This window comes from Fusibacter tunisiensis (assembly GCF_016908355.1).
GTDB lineage: Bacteria > Bacillota > Clostridia > Peptostreptococcales > Acidaminobacteraceae > Fusibacter_D > Fusibacter_D tunisiensis.
Map to the genome: position 1 here is coordinate 21,975 of NZ_JAFBDT010000019.1, position 22,614 is coordinate 44,588.

Sequence of the window (22,614 nt, forward strand, 5' to 3'; positions counted from 1 at the left end):
TATGAACTATGGAATTGTAATTGGATGGCTATTAAATTTTTATAAAGCGTATCAGGACAGTGCAACACATGCCTTTTTCGTGAATTTGGAAAAACACCTTCAGCTTTGGTTTGAAGCAAGTTGGTTTAGGCAGTTTTTTACTGGGCATGAGGGCATGGTAGAAGACTTTAATGGAAGTTATGCCAAAAAACTAACTCGAAAAATTAACGGGTCAGGTTTATCAGAGTGGCTTAAAGCCAGTTGGATTTTAAAGTTGGTTTTAAACAAAACAGTCCTCAAACTGTTCGTTTATGTCCAAATCTTTAGTTATGTTCTATTGCCAACCTTGATAGGTGTTGTAATATCTATTGGGATTGTGGGGCTCTTGATTTTGTATCGACTCACAGATACCAATCAACCCCAAATGCCACTTATCTCTGTTGCCATGGGAATTGTTGTGGCAACTATGGCAGTGAGTTTGCTTTTCAATCCAGTTTCAAGTGATGGACTTGTGATCTGGCTGATCTATATGAGCACATTTGCATTCTCAGCTATGATTTTGGGCACATTCAGAGACAGGCAGTTTGTTCGTGAAGTGATGGTCATTATTGGCATTATGGTAATTTTATTAGGGGTTTATGGCGTCTATCAGAAGAGTGTGGGGGTACCAGTTGATCCTGCTTGGCTTGATGAAGACGTTCAAGAACTTGGCGTACGTGTGTACAGTGTGTTTGGAAATCCAAACGTTTATGGTGAGTTTCTGGTATTGGTACTCCCTTTAATGTTTGCAGGGATTAACCGACACGAAAACAAATGGATGAAACTGTTTTTTGCAGGTGCTTTCTTATTGGGGGGCTTAAATGTTGTTTTAACCTTATCACGGGGGTCAATGATGAGTTTGGGCATTGCACTCATTTTAATTGTCCTGTTTAAAGATCGAAAATATTTACCCCTTATTGGAGTTGGTATTCTCTTAAGCCCTTATTTTGTTCCTGAGGCTATAATTGGAAGAATCATGAGTATTTTTGAGGGTGGCGACACATCTATGTCCTATCGCGTATCTATTTACCGTGCCTCTTTTGACATGCTTGAGGATTATTTTATCCAAGGGACAGGACTTGGGAATTTTAAAGTGCTTTATAAAGCATATGCCTATTCAGCAGCTAAATCATTCCATGCACACAATACCTTATTAATGCTTATGATTGAGCTTGGTTTAGTGGGTATATTGGCTTATATTTTTTACTTTTTTACATGGGCAAGGGCTATTTTTTCTGTTCAAAAAAAGAAGAGTGTCTACGCTTATTATGCTTTTGCTGCCTTTGCAGGTGTTGTTGGCTGTACGGTTCAAGGAATGGTAGACCACATATTTCACAATTACGACATTTTGTTTGTTTATATTTTAATGATGACAATTGGCGTTATCTCTGCTTATGCAGCTAGGGAGGAACATACAGATGTCTAGAATTAAACTCATGCATATAATTTCGGATACAAATTTTGGCGGGGCAGGCCAATATGTCAAAACTATTTTAGACAACTTGCCTCAGACGAGATATCAGTGCCAGTTGGTGGTTCCCAAAGGCAGCCAATTGAAAAGCCGTGTTTCTACGGATCAAATTTTTGAAATTGACGGCATAGCGGATAGGTCTTTTAGTCTTCGAGGAATCATTGAGACGTACAGGCTTATTAAACGAGAAAGCCCTGAAATTATACATGCGCATGGGGCCTTATCTGGTCGAATCGCAGCACAACTTTATGGTGTCCGCCGGATTATTTACACCAAACATACACTGAGCCAGCCGTCTAGTGGCGTAAAACGGTTGATAAAGCACTGTGTTAATAAATTGCTCAGAGCAGATGTCATTGCCGTCTCTGAGGAAGTTAAACGCAATCTTTTAGAGGAAGGCATTAAGGCAGAACATATTGTGCGGATTCACAACAGTATTTTACCGAAATCGCCTCTTGAGTTTGAGCCGTGTACGTATAGACGGATTGTTCTTGTAGGTAGGTTAGAACGCATTAAAGGCCATCATTATATGTTAGAAGTTGTTAAAAGACTGAAAAGCGATGCCAACATCCCCTTTAAAGTTTATTTTGTAGGGGCTGGATCTCTTGAATCAGATATTGGACGTGCGATTCAGGACAATAACTTGCCCATTGAAATGACAGGCCATGTGGATGCCATTGACGCAATCTATCAAATGGCAGACATCGTTGTCAATACATCAGAATCGGAAGCGCTTCCTTTTTCAGTACTTGAAGCGATGAATACCGGACGACCTGTTGTGGCTTTTGACCTTCCAAGCATACGGGAAGTCATTCAACCAGATGTCACAGGCTTCCTGGTACCCCCATTTGACGTAGACACGTTTGCAAAACGGTTAAAGACACTAATGGAAAGTGAAAACTTAATGAAGTCCATGGGACTTAAGGGAAATGCCCGTGTACATTCAAATTTTAATTTAGAGACCATGATGAAAGAAATGGATCAATTCTATAGGGAGGGCCTATGAAAGTTATAGACCGACAGGGAAAAGTATTTGGAAAAATTAGTATTATTGATGTGCTTATTTTAATTTTATTAGTGGCAGTTAGCCTTGTAGGCTATTCATTTTTATCCCCAACAGAAACCGCTGAAGCTGAAGAAATCAGAATTCGATACACCTATGAGACATCCCCCGTTACAGAAAACTTTGCCAATCAACTTGAAGAAGGCATGAAACTCTTTAACTCTAGCCGAAATCATGAGGTTGGAACACTTATAGCGTTTGAAAGTGCCCCTCGAGAAATTGAGGTAAAAGACCGTGAGAATGGGACGTTTAAGAAAGCAATTGTACCGGATGAATACGTTGTGACTCTGGTTATCGAGGCAAATGCAACACAAAATGCCCATCATTATTATGTGACACAAGAAGATGTTAAAGTCGGCGCCATGATTCCCATCAAAGGTAAAGGGTTTGCAACGATGGGGTATGTCATTGGATTGGAGGAGATTGGACAATGAAGAAATTAAAAAAATTTGACATCGTTTTAATCTTATTTATTCTAGCAGCTGTAAGTGTTGTTGGCATTAAGGTGTTTGGAATGGGTACGGATGACGTAATTACTGCTGTAGAAACGCGACCTGCTCAAGTGACCATTCGCATAGAGAATGTAAGAACTTATACGGCCTCACACTTGACAGTGGGTGAAGCTGTCCTTTCAGATGAAACCAACAGCGCTATTGGCGTCATTGATAAAATCGAAATTTTGCCTTATGAAGAAGTGGTTGAGACATCAGATGGTCAATTGATTCGGGCAACTGTGCCAGATAAATATACAGTTATGCTGACTTTAGACGCTCATCTAAGTGAACGTGAAACTGGGTATTTTGCAGAGGGTATAACGGAAATCAAGGTAAATTCCGAAACTAAAATCTACACCAAAAAAGTGATTACGTCTGGACGTATTGAGGGGATTGAGTTTTAATGAAGAAAATTATGCAGTGCTTAATGGGGCTGGATATTGGTGGTGCCGAAACACATGTTGTAGAACTTTCTAAAGCTTTGGTTAAACAAGGCTATGAAGTAGTGGTCGCCTCAAATGGAGGGGTCTATGCGCGCGAACTGGAAGAAGCAGGCGTTCGGTTACTGACGATTCCTCTGCACACTAAGAACCCAGCATCTGTGATTCAGTCCCTTCTTGGTCTACACCGTGAAATTAGAAGGTTTAAACCGGATATAATCCACGCCCATGCGAGGATCCCAGCACTCTATGTGAGTCTTATGAAACGCATTCACAAGTTTAAAATGATGACAACAGTCCATGGAAATTTTAAGGTCAATTTTATCTTGAAAAGGTTGACCCAATGGGGAGAAGAACTGTTCGTGGTAAGTGAAGATGTGGAAGATTACCTAAAGGCACACTATACCATAAAAGGCAATATTCATCGAACCCTAAATGGCATAAATCCAGATAAATTCTATGTGTCCAATAGCCAATACCCCTATCGCCGGTTGGTGCATGTGAGCAGACTGGAGCATAATACAAGAAAAATGGCGGATGCCCTAATAGAGATTGCCCCAGACCTCCCATTAGAAGTGGTAATCGTGGGCGGTGGCAGTGCACTTGAAGACCTAAAAATAAAGGCGAAAGCTTGCAAAAACGTCACCTTTACTGGCGCCATAGAGACGGTTCCAGAAGTCCTAAACCAAGGCGACTTGTTTGTAGGCATAAGTAGGGCAGCACTTGAAGCGATGAGCATGACCTTACCAGTAATTCTAGGGGGTGAATATGGGTATATGGGTATTTTGACGCAAGATAAATTGCCACTTGCAGAAAAAACCAACTTTACAGCCAGGGTTGAAAGACCTTTGCGCGCATCTGATTTGAAAAAAGACATCCAAACCATTGTTGGTATACCCCCTGAAACTTTTAATTGGCAACGCAGTTACATCATCGACTATTATTCTGTTAAGCGAATGACAGATGACTATATTTCGGTCTATTCAAAACCCGATAGGGCTTTTGTTATTGGGTATTATGGGTCAAGCAATCTTGGCGATGAACTTCTGCTTAAAGAGACATTAAACCATTTGACACCCTATATTCGAAAAGAAAATATTTCAGCCCTTTCTTATCGTGTAGACCAAACAGAACAGATGCACGGTGTTAGAGGCATTAGCCGCAATAAATTTTTTTCAATAGCAAAAGAAATATTAAAAGCAGATTATATTGTTGGTGGCGGTGGCAGTATGCTTCAAAATGTTACATCTAACAGAAGTCTCTTTTATTATTTAACATTAATTCGATTTGGCCTTCTAACGCATAAACGGGTATTGTTACTTGGAAATGGTATTGGGCCAATCCATGGAAAAATTCAGTCGAATTGTGTAAAAAAAACCCTTGAAGCGGTTTCACTTGTCCATTTAAGAGATGAGGCTTCTTATAATTGGATTGATGGCGATTCAAAAGCCAATACCATTTTGGGCGCAGACCTTGCCCTAAAATCTGATCCTGAGGCGGGGCCAGTAACCACAACTCGAAAAATAGTGGTGAATTTACGGCAGTGGCCAGAAGTAATCTATCTACAAAATGCTTTTAAAGAAGCATTACCGATGTTAAAGTCAAAAGGATACGAAATTGTGTTCTTGGGCATGCAAAAAGGCAATGACGATCTGGTGTTAAAAGAACTAGGGGAACCTGTAATCCACAGTAATCTTGACGCTTTAGAGCAGGAAGTAGCAGATGCTTTTTTGGCCATTGGTATGCGACTCCATGCACTAATTTTATGTGCAAACTACCAAGTTCCGTTTTTAGGTTTGTCCTATGACCCAAAGGTAAAAGCCTTTTGCAAGCAAGTAGGCATGCCATATCTGGAGAACTTTGCTGAAGTGACAGCAGAACAGTTGATTCAAGCAATAGACCTATTAGAATCACAAAGAGAATCCCTAAAATCGGAGATGCGTCAATTTCAAATGAAGGCTTTACACGCGCAATCAGATTTGGAGATACACTTGAGAGATAAGATTACCAGACAAGTTAGGAGGCAAAAATGAGAATTCTAGTAACAGGTGGGGCAGGTTACATTGGATCACACACATGTGTGGCGCTTTTGAAAGCTGGACACAGCGTTGTGGTCGTTGATAATCTGTCAAATAGCAACCGTGAAGTTGTTGATGCAATTGAAAAAATAACAGAATCAGAAGTGGCTTTTTTTAAAATGGATGTGACCGATGAATTGGCCATGCGCAACTTATTTTCTGAGTATACTTTCGATGGTGTCATTCATTTTGCTGGCTATAAAGCAGTTGGAGAATCCGTAGAAAAGCCCTTAATGTATTATCACAACAATCTCGTTAGTACCATGGTGCTTACAAAACTTTGCTTGGAGCATGGTGTTAACCGGTTTGTGTTCTCTTCATCAGCAACCGTTTATGGTGACAATAAAATTCCTTATGATGAATCTTTGCCTCTTTTAGAAACAACCAATCCTTATGGCGAAACCAAAGCCATGAGTGAACGGATTTTAACAGATACGGCTAAGGCGAATCCAAATTTTTCCGTGACTTTGTTACGTTATTTCAACCCGATTGGTGCTCATGAAAGTGGTTTGATTGGTGAAAATCCAAATGGTATTCCCAACAATCTGATGCCCTATATTACAAAAGTTGCCATCGGCGAGCTTCCAATTTTAAATGTATTTGGCGACGATTACGATACAATAGATGGGACCGGGGTTAGAGATTATATCCATGTTGTTGATTTGGCAGACGGTCATGTAAAAGCGCTCGAAAAGAGTCAGAAGGGCACGCGAATTTACAATTTAGGCACAGGAAAGGGCACGTCAGTACTTGAATTGGTAGAAGCATTTGAGCGCATCAATGGCGTTAAAATCCCCAAGAAGATTTCGCCTCGACGTTCAGGCGATATAGCCACCAGTTATGCCAATGCTGATAAGGCTGCTCGTGACCTAGGCTGGGAAGCCAAATACACTGTGGAAGACATGGTTAGAGATTCATGGCGATTTGCTGAAATGCGGCTAAGGTTGCGTTGATTGTGGCTAAAGGTCGTGGAATGTGCCTAACGGCATGTTGAGTATGCCTAACGGCACGTTGAGTATGCCTAACGGCATGTTGAGTATGCCTAACGGCATGTTGATTATGCCTACGGCATGTTGAGTATGCCTACGGCATGTTGAGTATGCCTAACGGCATGTTGAGTATGCCTAACGGCACGTGGATTATGGCTGCGTCATGTTAAGTGCGACTGGTGTCGCGATGCGTATAGGAAAAACGCTTTATGAAGTTTTGAGATTAATGACCTCTAACTTTTCATAAAGCGTTTTTTGATTAACATCACTAAATCGCTGCTACTTCATGGCGAAGCCATACTCAATGCACCAAAGGTACATTCTTTTATCAGGATCCGGTGGATTTGTAGTGTTTGACGCCAAATTCCCAGAAGAGTAGGCTTGGGATGATAAATAAAATGCCAAGTAGGGGGACAAAGGCGTACACGGTTGCGGTGTAAGGGGGTTTGTTTAAAATATACATAAGTGGCATGTAGTTGACCACGCCAAAGGGGACGACGTAGGTAAAAAACTTCTGGATGGGTTTGGCATAGATGGTGAGTGGGTATTGGGACATTTCTCTACCGCCATCGGTGAAGATGCTGGCCAGTTCTAAACCTTGGATGGTCCAAAAGGATAAGGTTGCAAAGATTATAAAAAGACCGGCCATAATAAAGGTCCCCCCGACAATCATTAAGACAAGTGCAAGTGCCTTTAGAAAAGTCCATTGCAACTCTATGCCTGTTAGGCCAATCATTAAAACCACAGTGCCTTGGAGCAGGCGACCGATTCTTGTAAATTCAAATTTTGACCCCATTACCTGTAGGGCAGTAGGGACAGGCCTAACCAACAAACGGTCAAAATCGCCAGTTCGAATTAACTGTGAAAACGCATCAAAACCACGCACCAACATTTCTGCCAGTGAAAAAGACATGTGAATGGCACCAAAGAGAAGGGCGACTTCACTAAATGCCCAGCCATCAATGGCATCAAATCTTTCAAAAAGAAGGAATAGGCCAATAAAAACCGTAAAGGGTAAGAAAAATTGTCCAATACAAAGGAGGATAAATGATTTTTTGTAGATGATTTGTGACTTAAAAAATACTTTGGCATATTTTAGAAATAAGTTCATGTTAGCCCCCTTGTACAACGAGATGTTTGAGTGACTTTTGCATCAGGTAATTTCCCAAAAGTCCCAGGGCAACAATCCAGAAAAGTTGCATGCCAACACTGAGGATTGCTTCACCGACGGGAATATTGCCTGAGTAGATGCGCAGCGGGAAATCGGCTACATATCTAAAGGGTAGAATTTCAACAACAGTCCTAAGCCAATCGGGCATTAAGGGGAGTGGAATAACAAGCCCCGAGAGGAATTCACCGACCACACTGAAAAGCAAAAGAGACCCAGTTGGGGAAAGGGTTACGAAAACTGAAATATAGATAAACATTGAAATAATCACATTTAAAATGACACCAAGCAAGAGTGTGATTACAAAGAGTACAAATGCATCCAGAGATACTGGAAGTGATAGTTTATAAGGTTCTGGAATAAGAAATGCCACCAGAAGAATGGGCATGAATCTTAATGCAGCATTTGAAATCCTTTGAGCGAGAAGTTTTGCATACCAGAAGATATAAATGTTTACAGGCCGGCAAAGTTCATAGGCTATGTTGCCTGAACGGATCATCTCAAAGAGCTCATTATCACGAACCCATAGGGCTACAAATGCAAGAAATGCCTGTTGAAGCCAGACATATGAGATCAATTGAGACAGGGTGAAGCCATTGACGGAATCGTTTTCGCCATAAAAAGCCATGAAAATCATAATGTAGATTGCACCCCAAAAAAATTGAGTTGCCATGCCGGCAAGTGCGGCTACACGGTATTGCAGGCCGTGATATACTCTGATTTTAAACAGAGAAAAATAAAGTTTCATAGTTGATGTGCCTCATAGAGATTGACGATGATTTCTTCAATGGGTTGATTTTCAACGGATATATCCAAAATATCCGGTCTAAGTGTCAGTGCCTGCATCACTGATGGGATATTTGTAGCGTTTAAGTCCACAAGAAGGACACTCCGCTGACCTTTGGTTTGAAGCGTTGTGACGCCTGGTATTTCTGAAAGTGTCGTGGGCGCGGTGAAGTCAACCGTGATGCGTTTATGCTTTAAATAGGTGTTTTTGAGGTGATCTAAGTTGCCGTCATAGAGTTTTTCCCCTTTACCAATCAAAATAATGCGATTGGCCAATGCTTCAATATCGCTCATATCATGCGTCGTCAAGACCACAGTAACCTTATTTTCTGCATTAATTTTTTGTATAAATTGACGTACGGCAATTTTTGAAACGGCATCGAGGCCAATTGTGGGTTCGTCTAGAAATAGAATCTTGGGGGAATGAATTAGGGCCGCTGCAATCTCACACCGCATTCGCTGGCCTAGGCTGAGCTGCCTAACAGGTGTTTGTAGCAAATGGCTAAGGTCAAGATAAGTGACGAGTTGGTCAAGAGAACGGGCATAGTGAGAATCAGACACTTTATAGATATCTTTTAAGAGGTTAAAAGAATCTAAGACCGGGACGTCCCACCAAAGCTGTGTTCTTTGACCAAAAACGACACCGATATTGCGAACATGACTTATACGTGACTTCCAAGGAACATGGCCCATAATTTCACATTTGCCGGATGAGGGCACTAAAATACCGCTCATAATTTTAATCGTAGTTGACTTTCCAGCCCCATTGGGTCCGATGTATCCGACGATTTCGCCGGGATCAATGGAGAATGAAATGTCATTTAAAGCATGAACGGTTTCAACATCACGCGAAAACAGGCTACTAAAAGCCCCTTTTTTTCGCTTGGCAACTTGAAATGCTTTTGAAAGATTTTCAATTTCAATCATTGTGCCTCCTATGTAATTCAGGGTAAAAGTTACTTAAATATATTAACTTAAATTAATAGGATTTACAAACTTTTTTGACATTTAATCCGTCATATGGGTGATACACGTCCCAACTTTTTAGAAGAAGAATCCAAATTTGGGTTCTTTTTTTGTTTAAGGGATTTTTAAGATTCTCTTTAGGGTAATTTAGGATTATAGAGATAAAATACTGGTGTAGAATGGATTAAGTAGAGGAGGGGGACCTTTTGAAGAAAATAGGAATCGTACTTTTGATGATGGTTTTGATACTGGTGGCCTGCAAAAGTGATGACGTTAAAGAGCCGGTTGTTGAAACCTCTGATCCTGAAATAGAGGACTCAGTGTTTATTGAAAAGGGTATTGCTTTTTTTGACCTTTATATTGAAAAGGATTTTGAAGGGGCATATGAAGCGGGACTGGATCAAACCATGAAATCGGCTTTTAAGCCCGACACGATGGCATCTGTTTTTGCACAGATTGAAACAACATACGGCGGTTACAAAGAACGTGTTGGCGAACTTTTGTCAAATTCTCAAGGATTTATTGTCGTCTCAATTGGCACCCATCATACAAGTAAAGATTTGATTTACAACGTAGTTTTTAATGAATCTGGAGAAATTGCAGGCTTTCACTTTAACGAAGCCACCACACTTGACGATTTTACCAATGAACCGGCAACAGAATCGAATGATAATGGCAAAGCTGTCTTGTTTGGCAAAGCGCCCTATGAACTTGAAGGGACTCTTCTGTTACCTGAGGGGCAGGGCCCTTTTCCAGCTGTAATTTTGGTGCATGGATCAGGCCCCAATGACCGAGATGAAACGATTTATCAGAATAAACCCTTTAAGGATATTGCAGAAGGGCTGGTGGAAAGAGGCATTGCCGTATTAAGATACGACAAAAGAACTTATACCCATGCAAGCCAGCTGACAGATCCTGAAGTGATGGACAATTTCACCATTTACGATGAAACCATAGACGATGCAGGTTATGCGGTAGAGTATTTAAAAACCATTGACCAAATTAATGTGAATCGCATTGTTGTATTGGGTCATTCTCTTGGGGGCAATCAAGCCCCTAGAATTGCAAGCCAAAGTGATTCAGTTGCGGGAATTGTAATCCTGGGTGGCAATGTAAGCCCACTTCAAAAACTAATGCTAGACCAATATCATTATTTAGCTGAAATTCAGGGAACAGATGAAGCTTCTAAAAAAGCAATTGAGGCTCAGATGGAACTGGTGACAGATGCAATTTCAAAAATTGAAGCGATCACAAGTCCAGATGATTTTTCGGCAGAAGAACTCCTGGGCGTTCCTGCCCGATATTGGATGGACCTTATCCATTATAATCCTACTGAAATTGCAAGTGATCTGGACATTCCCATTTTAATCTTGCAAGGTGAAAGAGATTATCAAGTACCACCGTCGGAGTTTGAGCTTTGGAAATCCGGTCTTGGAGATCAAGCCTCGTATGGTTTGTATCCAGATTTAAACCATTTGTTTATGCCAGGGGAAGGGAAGTCTTCGCCTGAAGAGTATGCAGTTCCGGGACATGTGAGTGTTGAAGTGATTCAAGACATATCAGACTGGATAAATGAAAAAATAAAATGAGGTGAACACTATGTTGGAATTAAAAGGATTGACGAAAGTATTTGGTAAAGAAAAAGTGGCTGTAAATCATTTGGACCTTAGCATTGAACAAGGTGAAATATTTGGCTTTATTGGACCTAATGGGGCCGGAAAAACCACGACTTTGAGGATGATTACAGGGATTATCGCCCCATCTGAAGGCGATGTGACAATTGGTGGAAAAAGCATCCGTACAGATGCCATAGAGGCCAAACAACAGTTTACGTTTGTCCCAGATCAATCTCAGATTTATGACGCCATTAAGGGCATTGACTATCTTAATTTTATAGCGGATATGTATGAGGTATCTAGTGCTGAGCGTAAAGATCGGATTGAACGGTACACAAAGTTATTTCAAATTGACGACGCCTTGTTCCAGACTGTGAATTCCTATTCCCATGGTATGCGGCAAAAGCTTATGATTTGTGGGGCCTTATTGCCAAATCCAAAACTATTTATTTTGGATGAGCCCCATGTTGGCCTTGATCCGCATTCCAATAAAATTCTTAAAGATTTAATGCGAGAGCATTGTGCCAATGGTGGGACAGTTCTTTTTTCCTCGCATGTACTTGAAGTTGTTGAAAACTTATGTGACCGTGTTGCCATTATCCACAAGGGCAAACTTATTGCCTGTGACACGCTTGATAATGTAAAACGCCATAGTTCGGCAACACTAGAAGAAATTTTCCTGGAGATGACGAAAGATGAATAAACTCATAGCGCTGACGCGCATTCAACTTAAAGATTTTTTCAGTAAATACACCCAACAAATGAATATAAAAAATAAATGGCTGGGCAAATTGATGATTCTGCTGCCAATTGTAATTCTATTGCCCTTGATTCAAATGATAAAAGTGATTTACGACAGTTTTTTAATGATTGGAAAGCCAGAACTTGTGATTACCTACATCTATGTTGGCGGGACTTTAATGGGCTTTTTTATGGCGATTCCTTTGATTGTTTCCATTTTCTTTTACGCCAAAGACCTCAGCCTAATTGCCACCCTACCGGTTAAAAAAGATACCATTGTATTTGCCAAATTGGCAACGGTTTATGTGTATCTAATGGGCATGTCCGCCCTTATTTTCGGACCGGCAGTCTACTTTTATGCTTTTGGTGAAGGTCTAATGGTGATGCGCCTCATTATGGGACTTCTTGCCATGCTAATGCTGCCTGTATTTCCAATGATTTTTGCAACGCTTCTAATCATGCCTTTTATGGGATTTGTCGGTGGCAAAAGCAAACGCAATTTAATGATTATTATTGGAAATGTTCTTTTTATCGTCGTAATTATTGGGTTTCAAATGGTGGTTTCAAGAGCTGCAATGGAACCAAGCAACCTCATGTCAATTTTAGCTCAAGAAGATGGACTCATGCATATGCTTGGGCAGAGCTTTCCGCCAAGTATTTGGCTCACAAAAATGGTGCGGGGGTCACTGATAAACACCCTTTGGTTTCTCCTTATGAATCTGGTGTTTGTTCTTCTGCTTAAGTTTTCATCCAATCGGCTTTACAGCAATGCACTAATTAAGTACAATCAGCAAAGCACACAAACTGTAAAGAATGGAAAAGCAAATTACAGCCAAAGATCCAAGAAAACTTTGCTCATTAAAAGACACTTAGGAATTATTATTCACAACCCAACGTTCCTATTAAATACAGTTATGACCATGTTTATTCCTGTTCTTTTGTTTGTGATCTATACAGCTACGGGAATAATGGACTTAGAAACGTTACAAAATCCTATGCTTGAGCCTTATGCATTATACATTTTCATAGGCATTATCGTATCACCAAGCATTATGGGGTCCTTATCAGCTACTGCAATTACCCGCGAAGGTGGTGCATTTTGGGAAACGAGAGCACTTCCCATTACAGCGCGAGACAATATCAGCGCACGTATTTTAACCACAATTATATTGAACATTGTTGCCACAGGGGCACTGGCTGCACTCACTTTCTGGATATTACCATTAAACCCATTGGACATTATACTGGCACTTCTTGTTTCACTGGTTGCCATTGTACTTCTTGCAACATTAGATCTTTTTATCAATATATCTCGCCCTTTTATACACTGGACCAATCCAACAGCAGCCGTAAAAAACAACATGAACATCATGATTTCATTGGCTTCAAGAATCCTCTTGGGTGGTGCATTCTACTTGGTTTACCTGTTGATTGGAGACTTGTCACCACAGCTTATTGTTGGAATTTATGGTGGCATTATGGCAGGCTTGTATGTCATCAGCCGTCAAATCATGTACGGGAAATTCACACAAAAATTTTTGGAAATGGAATTTTAACGATTGGCGTTGAGGGCAGATGCGTTGTGATGAGTGCGACTAGCGTCGCGTTGAGTGCAACTGCGTTGCGTTGAGGGCAACTGCGTTGTGATGAGTGCAACTGCGTTGCGTTGAGGGCAACTGCGTTGCGTTGAGTGCGACTAGCGTTGCGTTGAGTGCAACTGCGTTGCGTTGAGGGCAGCTAAAGCTGCGTGGAGTATGGCTTCGCCATGTTTAAGGAGGGTGTTATGAGGTGCCTGAAACGTTATAGGACTGTTTTGTTTTTATTGGTGATTCAAGCTATTTTTGCCATTAAGACTCGAAATTTTGAACTTTATTTTTTCGCATGGGGGCTTATATGGGCTGCATGTTTGGCCAATACTACATTTGGAATTAGCCGATTTACGAAAGGTATGGATGGTGCAGTGAATTCAGCACGAAGTTATGAAGTACAGGCTTCTGCTTTTTCAGAAGTGCATGGTGATCCAGATCATTATAATAAAAACTATAATGAACGAAGTATGCAGGTTATCTATGGTGTTCTTGTACTTACCAATATTGTAGGTTATATCATTACAGTTAAAGTGGTGTATTAGGGGCGCACCTTCGCCACGTTAAGGGCAACTGCGTTGCGTTGAGGGCAGATGCGTTGTGATGAGTGCGACTAGCGTCGCGTTGAGTGCAACTGCGTTGCGTTGAGTGCAACTGCGTTGCGTTGAGTGCAACTGCGTTGCGTTGAGTACAGCTAAAGCTGCGTGGAGTATGGCTTCGCCATGTTTAAGGAGTGTGTTATGATTAGAGTAGATCTATTTACATTTGTTTTTCAGTTAGTTAATACTGTACTATTGTTGACGATTTTTTATTTAATAATCAAATATATAAGAAAAAAGTAAATTAAAAAAATCCAATCGACTTGATTGGATTTTTTTATTATTCACCACGGTATAAGTTGTGTTTGAGCAGCACTCGACAGCACCTACGGTGCTTTCCCCTACAGGAACATTATTGCAATGCCACCTAAGGTGACAAATGTGCCAATGACTTCTCGCATATGGACTTTTTCTTTTTTCCAAAAGTATGCGACTGGGATCAAGAGGACAGGTGTTATTGAGGTGAGCGTAGAGGCAACACCAGGGTTGATTCTTTGGACTGCAAAGAGGGAAAATGATATGCCAAGAAAGGGCCCGAAAAATGAGCCGAGTGTAAGTGGCAATAGGGCATCTTTGCGCTTAAATGCCGTTATAAATTTCGGCCAGTGGCCCCTAATGGTAAAAAGAATTGAAAAGCCAATAATGCCTGCAATCAACCGAATTTGAGTTGAGGAGAACGCATCATAGCTGGCCATTCCAAACTTTCCAATGATGTAACCCGCTGCTTGGCCCAAGGCGCCTCCAAAAGCCAAGAGGATGCCGGCAACTGGGTGGGCGAATTTCATTTTTTTGTTGGTTTCATCGGGAACCAGTATGACTGAGGCAATGCCTGAGAGTGTAACAACCATACCTAGAATTTGGATAAGGGTCATGGATTCACCAAGGAAAAAATAAGCCATAATGCCACTCAAAGGCGGTACCGATGCATAAATCAACATGGAAATTCTTGATCCAATCCGGACGAAAGCCTCAAAGAGAAGCAAATCGCCAAGGACAATGCCAACAAAACCTGAAAGCATAAGCCAAAACCAGGCGGTTGGAGACGCATCCAGTGGCAAGAGATAGCCTCTGGTGATTAAGGTAAAAGTGGATAGAAAAAGCATTCCAAGAAGCAAACGCATGAGATTTAGAGTCATGGACCCAATTTTTTTCCCAGCACTTTCAAAACTTGTTGCCGTAATTGCCCAAAACAGTGCGGTGGCAAGTGCAGCCAACTCGCCAGTATAATTTGAAAAAGATGTCATAGAGGCCCTCGCTTAAAATAATGTATTCATTCAAGCCTCATTATATCACGGGACCCTAAATAGTGTCTTTAATAAAATCGTCATGAATTATTTTGTATATGAAAACCGCGAAAACTAAGACTGAAAAAAGTGCTGCCAAGATAATGCGAATATACTGGCCTTGGTAGCCTGTTTCAGAAAGCTGTTTGAGTAAAATGCCAAGATTGGCCCAGATGAAAACGAGACCATAGGATATGTCGCGAAATTTGGTCATGGTTCTAATGCCTATTGCAAGCCCCACCAATAGAATTAGAGCCGTTAAGCGTTCCTGAGCAAGTTGTGAAACATCAAGTCCAAGACTCACTAAGAAAACCGTGACATTGGCAATGGTTGCTACGGTAATCCAACCAAAATATAGGCCAAAAGGCACTTGCACCGCCCAGAAAGAATCGGAGCCCTTGCTTCTAAGGAAAGCAATCCAAATGAGGAAAATGAGTAGGCCAATCATGACAATGAGGGATGCTAGGATCTCATTTGTATGCCATGCTGTCAGCCAAAGCATATTGGCGATGGCGGATGCAATAAAGGCTTTTCGAATCGCAGGAAGGGTCTCTGAGTCATGCTTAAATTGATAGATGACAAAAACGGCCAAAAAGAAATAAATAACGCCCCATATGGAAAATGTAATGCCTGCAGGGGTAAAGAGATTAATACAAGTATTTTCATGTGGTCACCACCTTTCATACCTGCTATATACCCACAAGTGGTGTGCTATAATATAAAAAAAAGGGAGGTTTACGATGAAGACTTATACAGTGGCAGTTGTTGGTGCGCTTGGCGTAGTTGGAAGCGCTATGATTGAAATTTTAGAGGAACAGAACTTTCCTGTGAAAGAATTTATTCCATTAGATCAGGCGGATCAAGTGGGAAAAGAGGTTGTCTTTAGAGGGGAAAAAATTAAAGTGAAAGAAGCAACTAAAGGGGCTTTTGAAGGGATAGACTTTGCTTTTTTCTCAGCTGGTGGAGAGGCATCATTAGAGCTTGCACCAATAGCGGTTGAAGAAGGCTGCGTTGTAATCGACAATTCAAGTGCATGGCGAATGGATCCAAATGTGCCACTTGTTATTCCAGAAGTGAATTCACACGATTTGGACTGGCATCATGGCATTATCGCAAATCCCAATTGTTCCACCATTCAAATGCTGGTAGCCCTTAAGCCGATTCACGATGTTTATACCATAAAGCGAATTGTGGTGTCCACCTATCAAGCGGTTTCTGGGTCCGGAAAATCAGCCATGGAAGAACTTCAGATGCAAACGCAGGATCTTTCTCAAGGGATTGCGCCGCTCGTCGAAGTGTATCCGCATCAGATTGCTTATAACGCCATTCCCCATATTGATGTCTTTCAGAACAATGGGTATACCAAAGAAGAATTAAAAATGGTTCAAGAAACCCACAAAATTTTGGACTCTGCAATTAAGGTAAGTCCAACAGCTGTACGGATTCCTGTAATCACAGGGCATGCAGAGTCGATTAATGTTGAAACAGAAAAGCCTTTCAACATAGAAGCAGTCAAAAGGCTTTTGGAGAAGTCACCTGGCATTACCCTGTGGGATGCCCCTGAAAAAAATAGGTATCCTATGCCCCTCGATGCTGCTGGTAAAGACGAGGTCTTTGTTGGCAGAATTAGAAGGGATGATACCTTGGAAAATGGGTTAAATTTATGGGTTGTTTCAGATAATCTTAGAAAAGGTGCAGCCCTCAATGCCATTCAGATTGGGCTGACCCTGATCCATAAAACAATTGGCAAATAACTTTACGCTTCAATTGCCATGCGTTTCTTTTTACCAACGACAATGGCAAGGATGAAAAAGGCAACGGCAAAGGCAAGTTGAATCATTAAGGCCTTTGAAAAGTCTGCTGATATGGCGATTAAGGTGTTGCCCCTTACATACCAGTAGGTTGGCAGAAAGCTTGCCATTTTAAGGACGCTGTCAGTTAGTATGGCTTGTGGGACAAAAACGCCACTGATAAAGCATGACCCTAAGGTAAAGACATTGGCAATGGCAGAGATTGCTTCTCGGCCTTTAACGAGATTTCCAATGAGAAATGCAATACTGGAACTGCTAAGGGCAAAAACAAAGGAGTTAAGGATAAACGCCAACGTGTTAGAATCCGAAAGTTCATTTCTTGAAAATAGAAGGCTTAGTCCTGCCAGAAGGGCCCAACTGAGTAAGGAAAACAGCATTGTGGCGAGATAAAACTGGAGGGTGACACTGGTTGAACTCATTGGGGCGCAAGCGTTTCGACGTTTGATGTTAAGGTCATTGAACACCAGCATAATCGTGGAGATGCCCATGATGACCACAAACATAAACGTGTAGGCCAAGTAATTGAAATAATAGGGCATCATGCCTTCCTCACCAAAAGTTTGATCAGCTTCCAGCATTTGAACAGGGGTTTCATAGTCTAGGTCTTCAAGTGTGTAAGTGTTTAGGGTCTGAGCATCAATTCCAGGAATTTGATTAACGTAGATGTTTGCAGTGTTCAGGTATTGGTCCAATCGCATGTCAATATAAATTTTACTTGTGGCTTCTGGAACACTGGTGACTGAAAGGGTCGGATTTTTGCCGGCTAAAAAGTCTTCTGTGAAGTTTTCTGGAATCCTTAGAATATAACTTATTCTTCTGAAATAGAGGGCATCTTGCAACTGGTTTTCATCGTCTTCTATAGCTTCGAAAACGGCTATATCCGAAAGGACTTCTTTCATCCCGTCAATGAGGGGCGAGGACTCTTCTGAAAAAACAACCATGCGAGTTTTGGCTTGTATAAAACCGGCTTGTTCCGTTGGTCGGTTGTTGGACATCATAATAATGGAAACCATGATAAACACCCCAAAATAGATGGACATGACGGGTAGATTTTTTTTGAAAATTTTAAGACATAATTTAAAGACTTGCATATTTGCGCCTCCTTATTACCCAGTATGTGGACAGTGCGAAGATTACAGTGAAGATCAAAAGGCCAGAGATGTTTAAAAGGTACCTGTTATAGGTGCTGAAAAAGTAAAGTGCGTAAAAGGCATCTGCTAAAAGATTTACCGGATTGATTATGGTCAATAGGGGAAATTTGGTTTGAACCAGGTATTTCATTTCAGCAAACATCATCCCTGAAAGAAAAGAGCCAATCATTGTAATCCCAATTAAGAGGCCTGTTTTCATATTGGCATCTCCTTTGACAAGGGCTGCAATAAAGCTTCCAAACGTTAGACCTGCAAGAGAACCAATAAAAACGGTTACAAGAATAAGGCCGATTTGACTTCCAAAATTAACACCAAGAACAAAGATAAGGTAAGCCATAAGGACCATCATTTCTCCAATTAAAATGGTATAAGACGCAAGTGAACTGTAGATAAATGCTTTTAATTTATGGACTGGCGCCATATTGAGTCTAGCCCCTCGGCGTGAGAGGTTGGCTTGAATCAGGCTGACTTCCTCGAGTCCAAAGAAACTGCCGTAAAAACATGCCATGGCAATGAGGGCGTAGAAATAATTGAGGGTCATATCGAGATTTCCTGTGGTAATGGGTGCGTCTTTGGTAAAAGTAACCGGTGTTAAATCCATGTTTTGTAAAGATTCTGGATGGATAGCCGCGATTCTAGAAACAGTTCTTGTGGTGTGGGCGTATCGGTCTAGAAAAATTTTAAGAATGCTTTGTGAAATCCCAGATTGGTTGACTTTTAGGGCCATGGTATCCGCCACAGTGATTGTGCCGGCAACTTTTCCATCTGAAAGAAGGGCATCTGCCTGACTTGGTGTTACAAAATCAGGTTTAAACATGGGGGATTCTCCGGTTGACATTTTCTCAAGCGTGTCTGCAAAAGCTATGTTATCTGACTCTAAGACAACCGCTACAGGAATCGTACCAAAAGTGCCCTGTGAACTGAAACCGCCAAAGGCCAAGTTGAAAAAAGTGGCAAGTGCAATGGGGAAAATCATGGTCCAAAAGATCATGCTCTTATCCCGGAGAAGCACTTTGAGCCGATATACAAAAATGTGTCCGAACATAGGAGCCTCCTAATCTCTTAATTCTTTGCCGGTAATTTCAAGAAAGACATCGTTTAAAGTTGGCAGTTCGGAGTATATTTTTCCGAAACTGATTTTTTCTGTTTTAATGTATTCAAGAACTTTTTCAAGGTTATTTTTGCTTTTAGTGGACCGGATTTCAACCAGTTTGCCGTCATAAATTACTGAAGTTATGTGGGGCAAGGCTTCAATTTCTTTGAGTTGTGTCTCGGTGATATCAAAAACTTCTACAGTAATTTTCTCACCCAGAGAAATCATGTTTTTCAGTTCATCCTTTGTGCCTTGGGCAATGGTTTTTCCTTTGTCTAAAATCATAATCCGAGAACAGATTTGCTCAACTTCTTCCATATAATGTGACGTATAAATAACAGTTGCCCCTTGTTTGTTTAAAGCGACGATGCCTTCTAAAATTTTGTTTCGACTTTGGGGGTCAACTGCCACTGTGGGTTCATCCAAAATAATAAGTTTGGGTTTGTGTGCAATCCCACAAGCAATGTTTAAGCGTCTCAATAAGCCACCTGAAAGTTTTTTAGGATAAAATTTACGGTAGTCTGATAGGCCAACAAATTCAATGGCTTCATCTACAAGCTTCTTGCGTTCTTTTTTGTCGGGGATGTAAAGGCCACAGAAATAATCGATGTTGTCATGAACAGTAAGTTCATTAAAAACGGCCACATCCTGCATAACCACACCAATGTCTTTTTTAATGTCGTAGGCTTCAGGAGACATGGGTTTGTCAAAGACGTGGATGTCCCCTTTGTCGTATTTCAGCAGAGAAAGAATACAGTTGATGGCTGTGGTTTTACCAGAGCCATTGGGGCCCAAAAGTCCAAATATTTCGCCAGCATTGACCTGTAGGTTTAAATGGTCTAAAGCCACTAAATTGCCATATCGTTTAACCAGATTGTCCACTTTTACAATCATTGTAGAACCTCCTTAGTGTTATTATGGTTTTAGTTTACCTTTCTAGAGCCTTTCCTAACAGTGTCATGAATCATTAAAATCAGGTGACAAATGTCATATTTGTTTGGTAAACTGGTTAAAAGGGAGGCACTTGTATGGGGATGCGGCGTATAGATTCTATAGACAAGATCTTATTGTATGGCATGGGGCTGGTTTTATTTGCATTCCAGTATCAAACCACATTCGATGTGGTTCCGATTCTCATATCCGTATCTGTTTTGGGACTTGTCACTTATTTTGAAAGGCTCACTTTGCACTTTGGTATTGGCCTTGCTTATTCAGTGGCAGTTGTGTTTTATCCGGTGCTTGCTTGCTTCCTTCCAGCTATTGTGTATGGGCTTTATTCCAAAAGACTGGGCCCAGTGTGGTTGCTTTTGATTTTACCTGTGGTGTCAATGGAACTTGAGCAAGTGACCTACTTGCTTTTGAGTTTGCTGGCAATAGGACTCAAAGTCAGAACGCTACAGTATGAAGCGCTTGTAAAAAAACATACAGAACTGGAAGACGCCAAGCGTGAGCTTGAACACACATCCAGACGCCAGAATCAGATCTTGCTTGAAAAGCAAGATGGGGAACTTCATGTTGCCACCTTAAATGAGCGGAACCGCATTGCAAGGGAAATTCATGACCATGTTGGCCACCAATTGTCAAGTGGGCTTTTACAGGTTGGGGCCATGCTGGTGAAAGCGCCAGAAAACAAGAGCCTTTTGACCCTTAAAAAGACTTTGAATCTGGCCATGGACCATATTAGAAACAGTGTCCATAATTTGTATGAAGCCTCTATCGATTTAGAAGATCAACTCCAAAACCTTGTGGCAGACTTTTCCTTTTGTAGAGTGGATTTGACCCTAACTTTGGATGAAGTTCCGGAAACAAAAGTAAAGTATGCGCTGATAGCGGTGATTAAAGAAGCCTTATCCAATGTGATGAAGCATTCAAATGCCAGTTTGGTGGAAGTGACTTTGGTGGGGCATCCGGGTTTTTATCAATTAGTGGTTCGGGACAATGGCGATAAAGCTTCTATAGACTATGGCGAAGGGATTGGGCTCAAAAATATTTCCCAGCGTGTGGAAGCTTTAAATGGGCATTTTAACGCCACATGGGATCAGGGATTTAAGGTGTTTATAACCATTCCAAAAACAAGTAAGGGGTAGGGTATGCGCGTTGTATTAATTGATGATGATGAACTGGTAACACTGTCACTGCAAACGATTTTAGAATCAGATGAAGGTATTGAAGTGATTGGAACAGGGAAAAATGGGATGGAAGCCATTGACTTATATAACCGGCTGAAACCGGATATTCTTTTAATGGACATTCGCATGGATGGCATGAATGGCATTGAAGCAGGAACGGCGATTATGGCGGACCATCCAGAAGCCAAAATTTTGTACCTAACGACTTTTAAGGATGACGATTACATTGTAAAGGCTCTTAAAATTGGGGCGAAGGGGTATATACTCAAGCAAAAATATGACAGCATTATACCGGCGTTGAAAACAGCGTTTTTGGGCCAGTCTGTGTTTGGTGAAGAAATTATGACCAAGCTGCCATCGCTACTGACTACACAAAAAAATGTTTCTCAGATGCACCTAGATTTATCTGAACGGGAACAGGAGGTTTTGTGTCAAGTGGCTGAGGGCCTTTCCAATAAGGAGATTGCTGAAACCCTTTTTCTAAGTGAAGGAACTGTCCGCAATTACATCAGTACCATATTGGAAAAACTGGACTTAAGAGACAGGACCCAGCTTGCGATTTTTTATTATAAAAATCAATAGAGACATTAGAAACAGAATGGGTATAAATTTGTATATAATTATATTTTGTGGAGGGGCTAATGAGAAAAATACTGATGCTTTTTCTAAGTGCTGTGTTAATTTTTGGGAGTATACCTGTATTTGGGGAAATTTCAGAGCGGGAGCTGAGAACTTTAGAGGGCTCTTATCAATTTGACGTGTCCTTTGAAAATGCGGATCTCGTAAACACGATGCTGAAGATGGATTATAAAGTTTCAACGCCTATTACAGGTGACTTAATGGCGCATTCTTTTGTTTTGGACGTGAAGTATAAAGACGGGGAGATGCTTTTATACGATCGTGGACTCCTAATTGACAACAGTGGCATGGCCTCAAACAATGAGCTGTTCTTTTTCCGGTTTTTTTATGAAGTGCCAGACGCATCTATACCTGGAATTGGGTATCAGATAGAAGGCAGTGTTGCGTTTGATGATTCCTTTAACTAAAATAGCCGAGAAGTCCCCCGCCTCTAAGCCACCTTGCTCACGGAGTGAGAGTGCAGGTGGGGGATGAATCGGCTTGTTTTTGACCC

At 41.2% G+C, this 22,614-nt stretch carries 22 protein-coding genes; 14 read left to right on the forward strand and 8 right to left on the reverse strand.

Translation table 11 applies throughout. From position 1 onward, the window contains the following. The first annotated feature begins 1 nt into the window (after position 1). Genes JOC49_RS10065 through galE form a run of 6 tightly spaced genes read left to right on the forward strand, consistent with a single transcriptional unit; the run spans position 2 to position 6,517 of the window. Positions 2-1,444 carry an O-antigen ligase family protein gene (locus tag JOC49_RS10065; RefSeq protein ID WP_204664901.1) on the forward strand — a complete coding sequence of 481 codons (1,443 nt, stop codon included), beginning with the start codon at positions 2-4 and terminating at the stop codon, positions 1,442-1,444. Next, positions 1,437-2,495, forward strand: coding sequence for a glycosyltransferase (locus JOC49_RS10070; protein WP_204664902.1), 1,059 nt, complete (start codon positions 1,437-1,439; stop codon positions 2,493-2,495). The genes JOC49_RS10065 and JOC49_RS10070 overlap by 8 nt, the downstream gene beginning before the upstream one ends. Beyond that, a complete protein-coding gene (locus JOC49_RS10075; protein WP_204664903.1) occupies positions 2,492-2,986 on the forward strand; it encodes a DUF4330 domain-containing protein in 495 nt (164 codons plus the stop codon). The genes JOC49_RS10070 and JOC49_RS10075 overlap by 4 nt, the downstream gene beginning before the upstream one ends. Next, entirely contained in the window at positions 2,983-3,450 is a 468-nt protein-coding gene (locus tag JOC49_RS10080) for a DUF4330 domain-containing protein (protein WP_204664904.1), read from the forward strand. Before JOC49_RS10075 ends, JOC49_RS10080 begins: the two co-directional genes overlap by 4 nt. After that, positions 3,450-5,519 (forward strand): polysaccharide pyruvyl transferase CsaB, encoded by a 2,070-nt coding sequence (gene csaB / locus JOC49_RS10085; protein WP_204664905.1) that lies wholly within the window; start codon positions 3,450-3,452, stop codon positions 5,517-5,519. The genes JOC49_RS10080 and csaB overlap by 1 nt, the downstream gene beginning before the upstream one ends. Further along, positions 5,516-6,517, forward strand: coding sequence for a UDP-glucose 4-epimerase GalE (galE, locus tag JOC49_RS10090; RefSeq protein ID WP_204664906.1), 1,002 nt, complete (start codon positions 5,516-5,518; stop codon positions 6,515-6,517). The genes csaB and galE overlap by 4 nt, the downstream gene beginning before the upstream one ends. A gap of 364 nt (positions 6,518-6,881) precedes the next feature. On the opposite strand, the gene JOC49_RS10095 is transcribed toward galE, so the two are convergent. Genes JOC49_RS10095 through JOC49_RS10105 form a run of 3 tightly spaced genes read right to left on the reverse strand, consistent with a single transcriptional unit; the run spans position 6,882 to position 9,434 of the window. Then, on the reverse strand, positions 6,882-7,664 hold the full coding sequence (locus JOC49_RS10095; RefSeq protein ID WP_204664907.1) for an ABC transporter permease: 783 nt from the start codon (positions 7,662-7,664) through the stop codon (positions 6,882-6,884). A gap of 1 nt (position 7,665) precedes the next feature. Beyond that, on the reverse strand, positions 7,666-8,469 hold the full coding sequence (locus tag JOC49_RS10100) for an ABC transporter permease (protein WP_204664908.1): 804 nt from the start codon (positions 8,467-8,469) through the stop codon (positions 7,666-7,668). Beyond that, positions 8,466-9,434 carry an ABC transporter ATP-binding protein gene (locus JOC49_RS10105; RefSeq protein WP_204664909.1) on the reverse strand — a complete coding sequence of 323 codons (969 nt, stop codon included), beginning with the start codon at positions 9,432-9,434 and terminating at the stop codon, positions 8,466-8,468. Before JOC49_RS10105 ends, JOC49_RS10100 begins: the two co-directional genes overlap by 4 nt. A 245-nt stretch (positions 9,435-9,679) precedes the next feature. On the opposite strand from JOC49_RS10105, the gene JOC49_RS10110 reads away from it, so the two are divergent. The 4 genes from JOC49_RS10110 to JOC49_RS10125 all read left to right on the forward strand — a co-directional run bounded on the left by JOC49_RS10110 (position 9,680) and on the right by JOC49_RS10125 (position 13,961). Beyond that, positions 9,680-11,062: an alpha/beta fold hydrolase gene (locus JOC49_RS10110; RefSeq protein WP_204664910.1), complete on the forward strand. Its 1,383-nt coding sequence runs from the start codon at positions 9,680-9,682 to the stop codon at positions 11,060-11,062. 10 nt (positions 11,063-11,072) lie between these two features. Beyond that, positions 11,073-11,792, forward strand: coding sequence for an ABC transporter ATP-binding protein (locus JOC49_RS10115; protein WP_204664911.1), 720 nt, complete (start codon positions 11,073-11,075; stop codon positions 11,790-11,792). Beyond that, positions 11,785-13,386, forward strand: a complete 1,602-nt coding sequence (locus tag JOC49_RS10120) for a putative ABC transporter permease subunit (RefSeq protein ID WP_204664912.1) — start codon at positions 11,785-11,787, stop codon at positions 13,384-13,386. Before JOC49_RS10115 ends, JOC49_RS10120 begins: the two co-directional genes overlap by 8 nt. Before the next feature lie 227 nt (positions 13,387-13,613). After that, the gene (locus JOC49_RS10125) at positions 13,614-13,961 is read left to right on the forward strand and encodes a hypothetical protein (RefSeq protein ID WP_204664913.1); all 348 of its coding nucleotides are present in this window, start codon (positions 13,614-13,616) and stop codon (positions 13,959-13,961) included. Between the two features lie 395 nt (positions 13,962-14,356). Here JOC49_RS10125 and JOC49_RS10130 read toward each other — a convergent pair whose 3' ends face one another. Next, complete coding sequence (locus JOC49_RS10130; RefSeq protein WP_204664914.1) at positions 14,357-15,259, reverse strand: DMT family transporter; 903 nt, start codon at positions 15,257-15,259, stop codon at positions 14,357-14,359. A gap of 55 nt (positions 15,260-15,314) precedes the next feature. Next, positions 15,315-15,890 (reverse strand): tryptophan-rich sensory protein, encoded by a 576-nt coding sequence (locus JOC49_RS10135; RefSeq protein WP_204664915.1) that lies wholly within the window; start codon positions 15,888-15,890, stop codon positions 15,315-15,317. A gap of 148 nt (positions 15,891-16,038) precedes the next feature. Here JOC49_RS10135 and JOC49_RS10140 point away from each other — a divergent pair, with 148 nt between their 5' ends. Next, on the forward strand, positions 16,039-17,052 hold the full coding sequence (locus tag JOC49_RS10140) for an aspartate-semialdehyde dehydrogenase (RefSeq protein WP_204664916.1): 1,014 nt from the start codon (positions 16,039-16,041) through the stop codon (positions 17,050-17,052). A gap of 2 nt (positions 17,053-17,054) precedes the next feature. Here JOC49_RS10140 and JOC49_RS10145 read toward each other — a convergent pair whose 3' ends face one another. The 3 genes from JOC49_RS10145 to JOC49_RS10155 are packed head-to-tail and all read right to left on the reverse strand — an operon-like array spanning position 17,055 to position 20,247. After that, positions 17,055-18,200 carry an ABC transporter permease gene (locus tag JOC49_RS10145; protein WP_204664917.1) on the reverse strand — a complete coding sequence of 382 codons (1,146 nt, stop codon included), beginning with the start codon at positions 18,198-18,200 and terminating at the stop codon, positions 17,055-17,057. After that, complete coding sequence (locus JOC49_RS10150; protein WP_204664918.1) at positions 18,187-19,305, reverse strand: ABC transporter permease; 1,119 nt, start codon at positions 19,303-19,305, stop codon at positions 18,187-18,189. The genes JOC49_RS10145 and JOC49_RS10150 overlap by 14 nt, the downstream gene beginning before the upstream one ends. A gap of 9 nt (positions 19,306-19,314) precedes the next feature. After that, the gene (locus JOC49_RS10155) at positions 19,315-20,247 is read right to left on the reverse strand and encodes an ABC transporter ATP-binding protein (protein WP_204664919.1); all 933 of its coding nucleotides are present in this window, start codon (positions 20,245-20,247) and stop codon (positions 19,315-19,317) included. A gap of 134 nt (positions 20,248-20,381) precedes the next feature. Between JOC49_RS10155 and JOC49_RS10160 the strand changes: the two genes are divergently transcribed. Genes JOC49_RS10160 through JOC49_RS10170 form a run of 3 tightly spaced genes read left to right on the forward strand, consistent with a single transcriptional unit; the run spans position 20,382 to position 22,528 of the window. Next, positions 20,382-21,440, forward strand: a complete 1,059-nt coding sequence (locus tag JOC49_RS10160) for a sensor histidine kinase (RefSeq protein WP_204664920.1) — start codon at positions 20,382-20,384, stop codon at positions 21,438-21,440. A gap of 3 nt (positions 21,441-21,443) precedes the next feature. Next, complete coding sequence (locus JOC49_RS10165) at positions 21,444-22,064, forward strand: response regulator transcription factor (protein WP_204664921.1); 621 nt, start codon at positions 21,444-21,446, stop codon at positions 22,062-22,064. A 59-nt stretch (positions 22,065-22,123) separates the two neighbouring features. Further along, a complete protein-coding gene (locus tag JOC49_RS10170) occupies positions 22,124-22,528 on the forward strand; it encodes a hypothetical protein (protein ID WP_204664922.1) in 405 nt (134 codons plus the stop codon). Positions 22,529-22,614 lie beyond the last annotated feature (86 nt).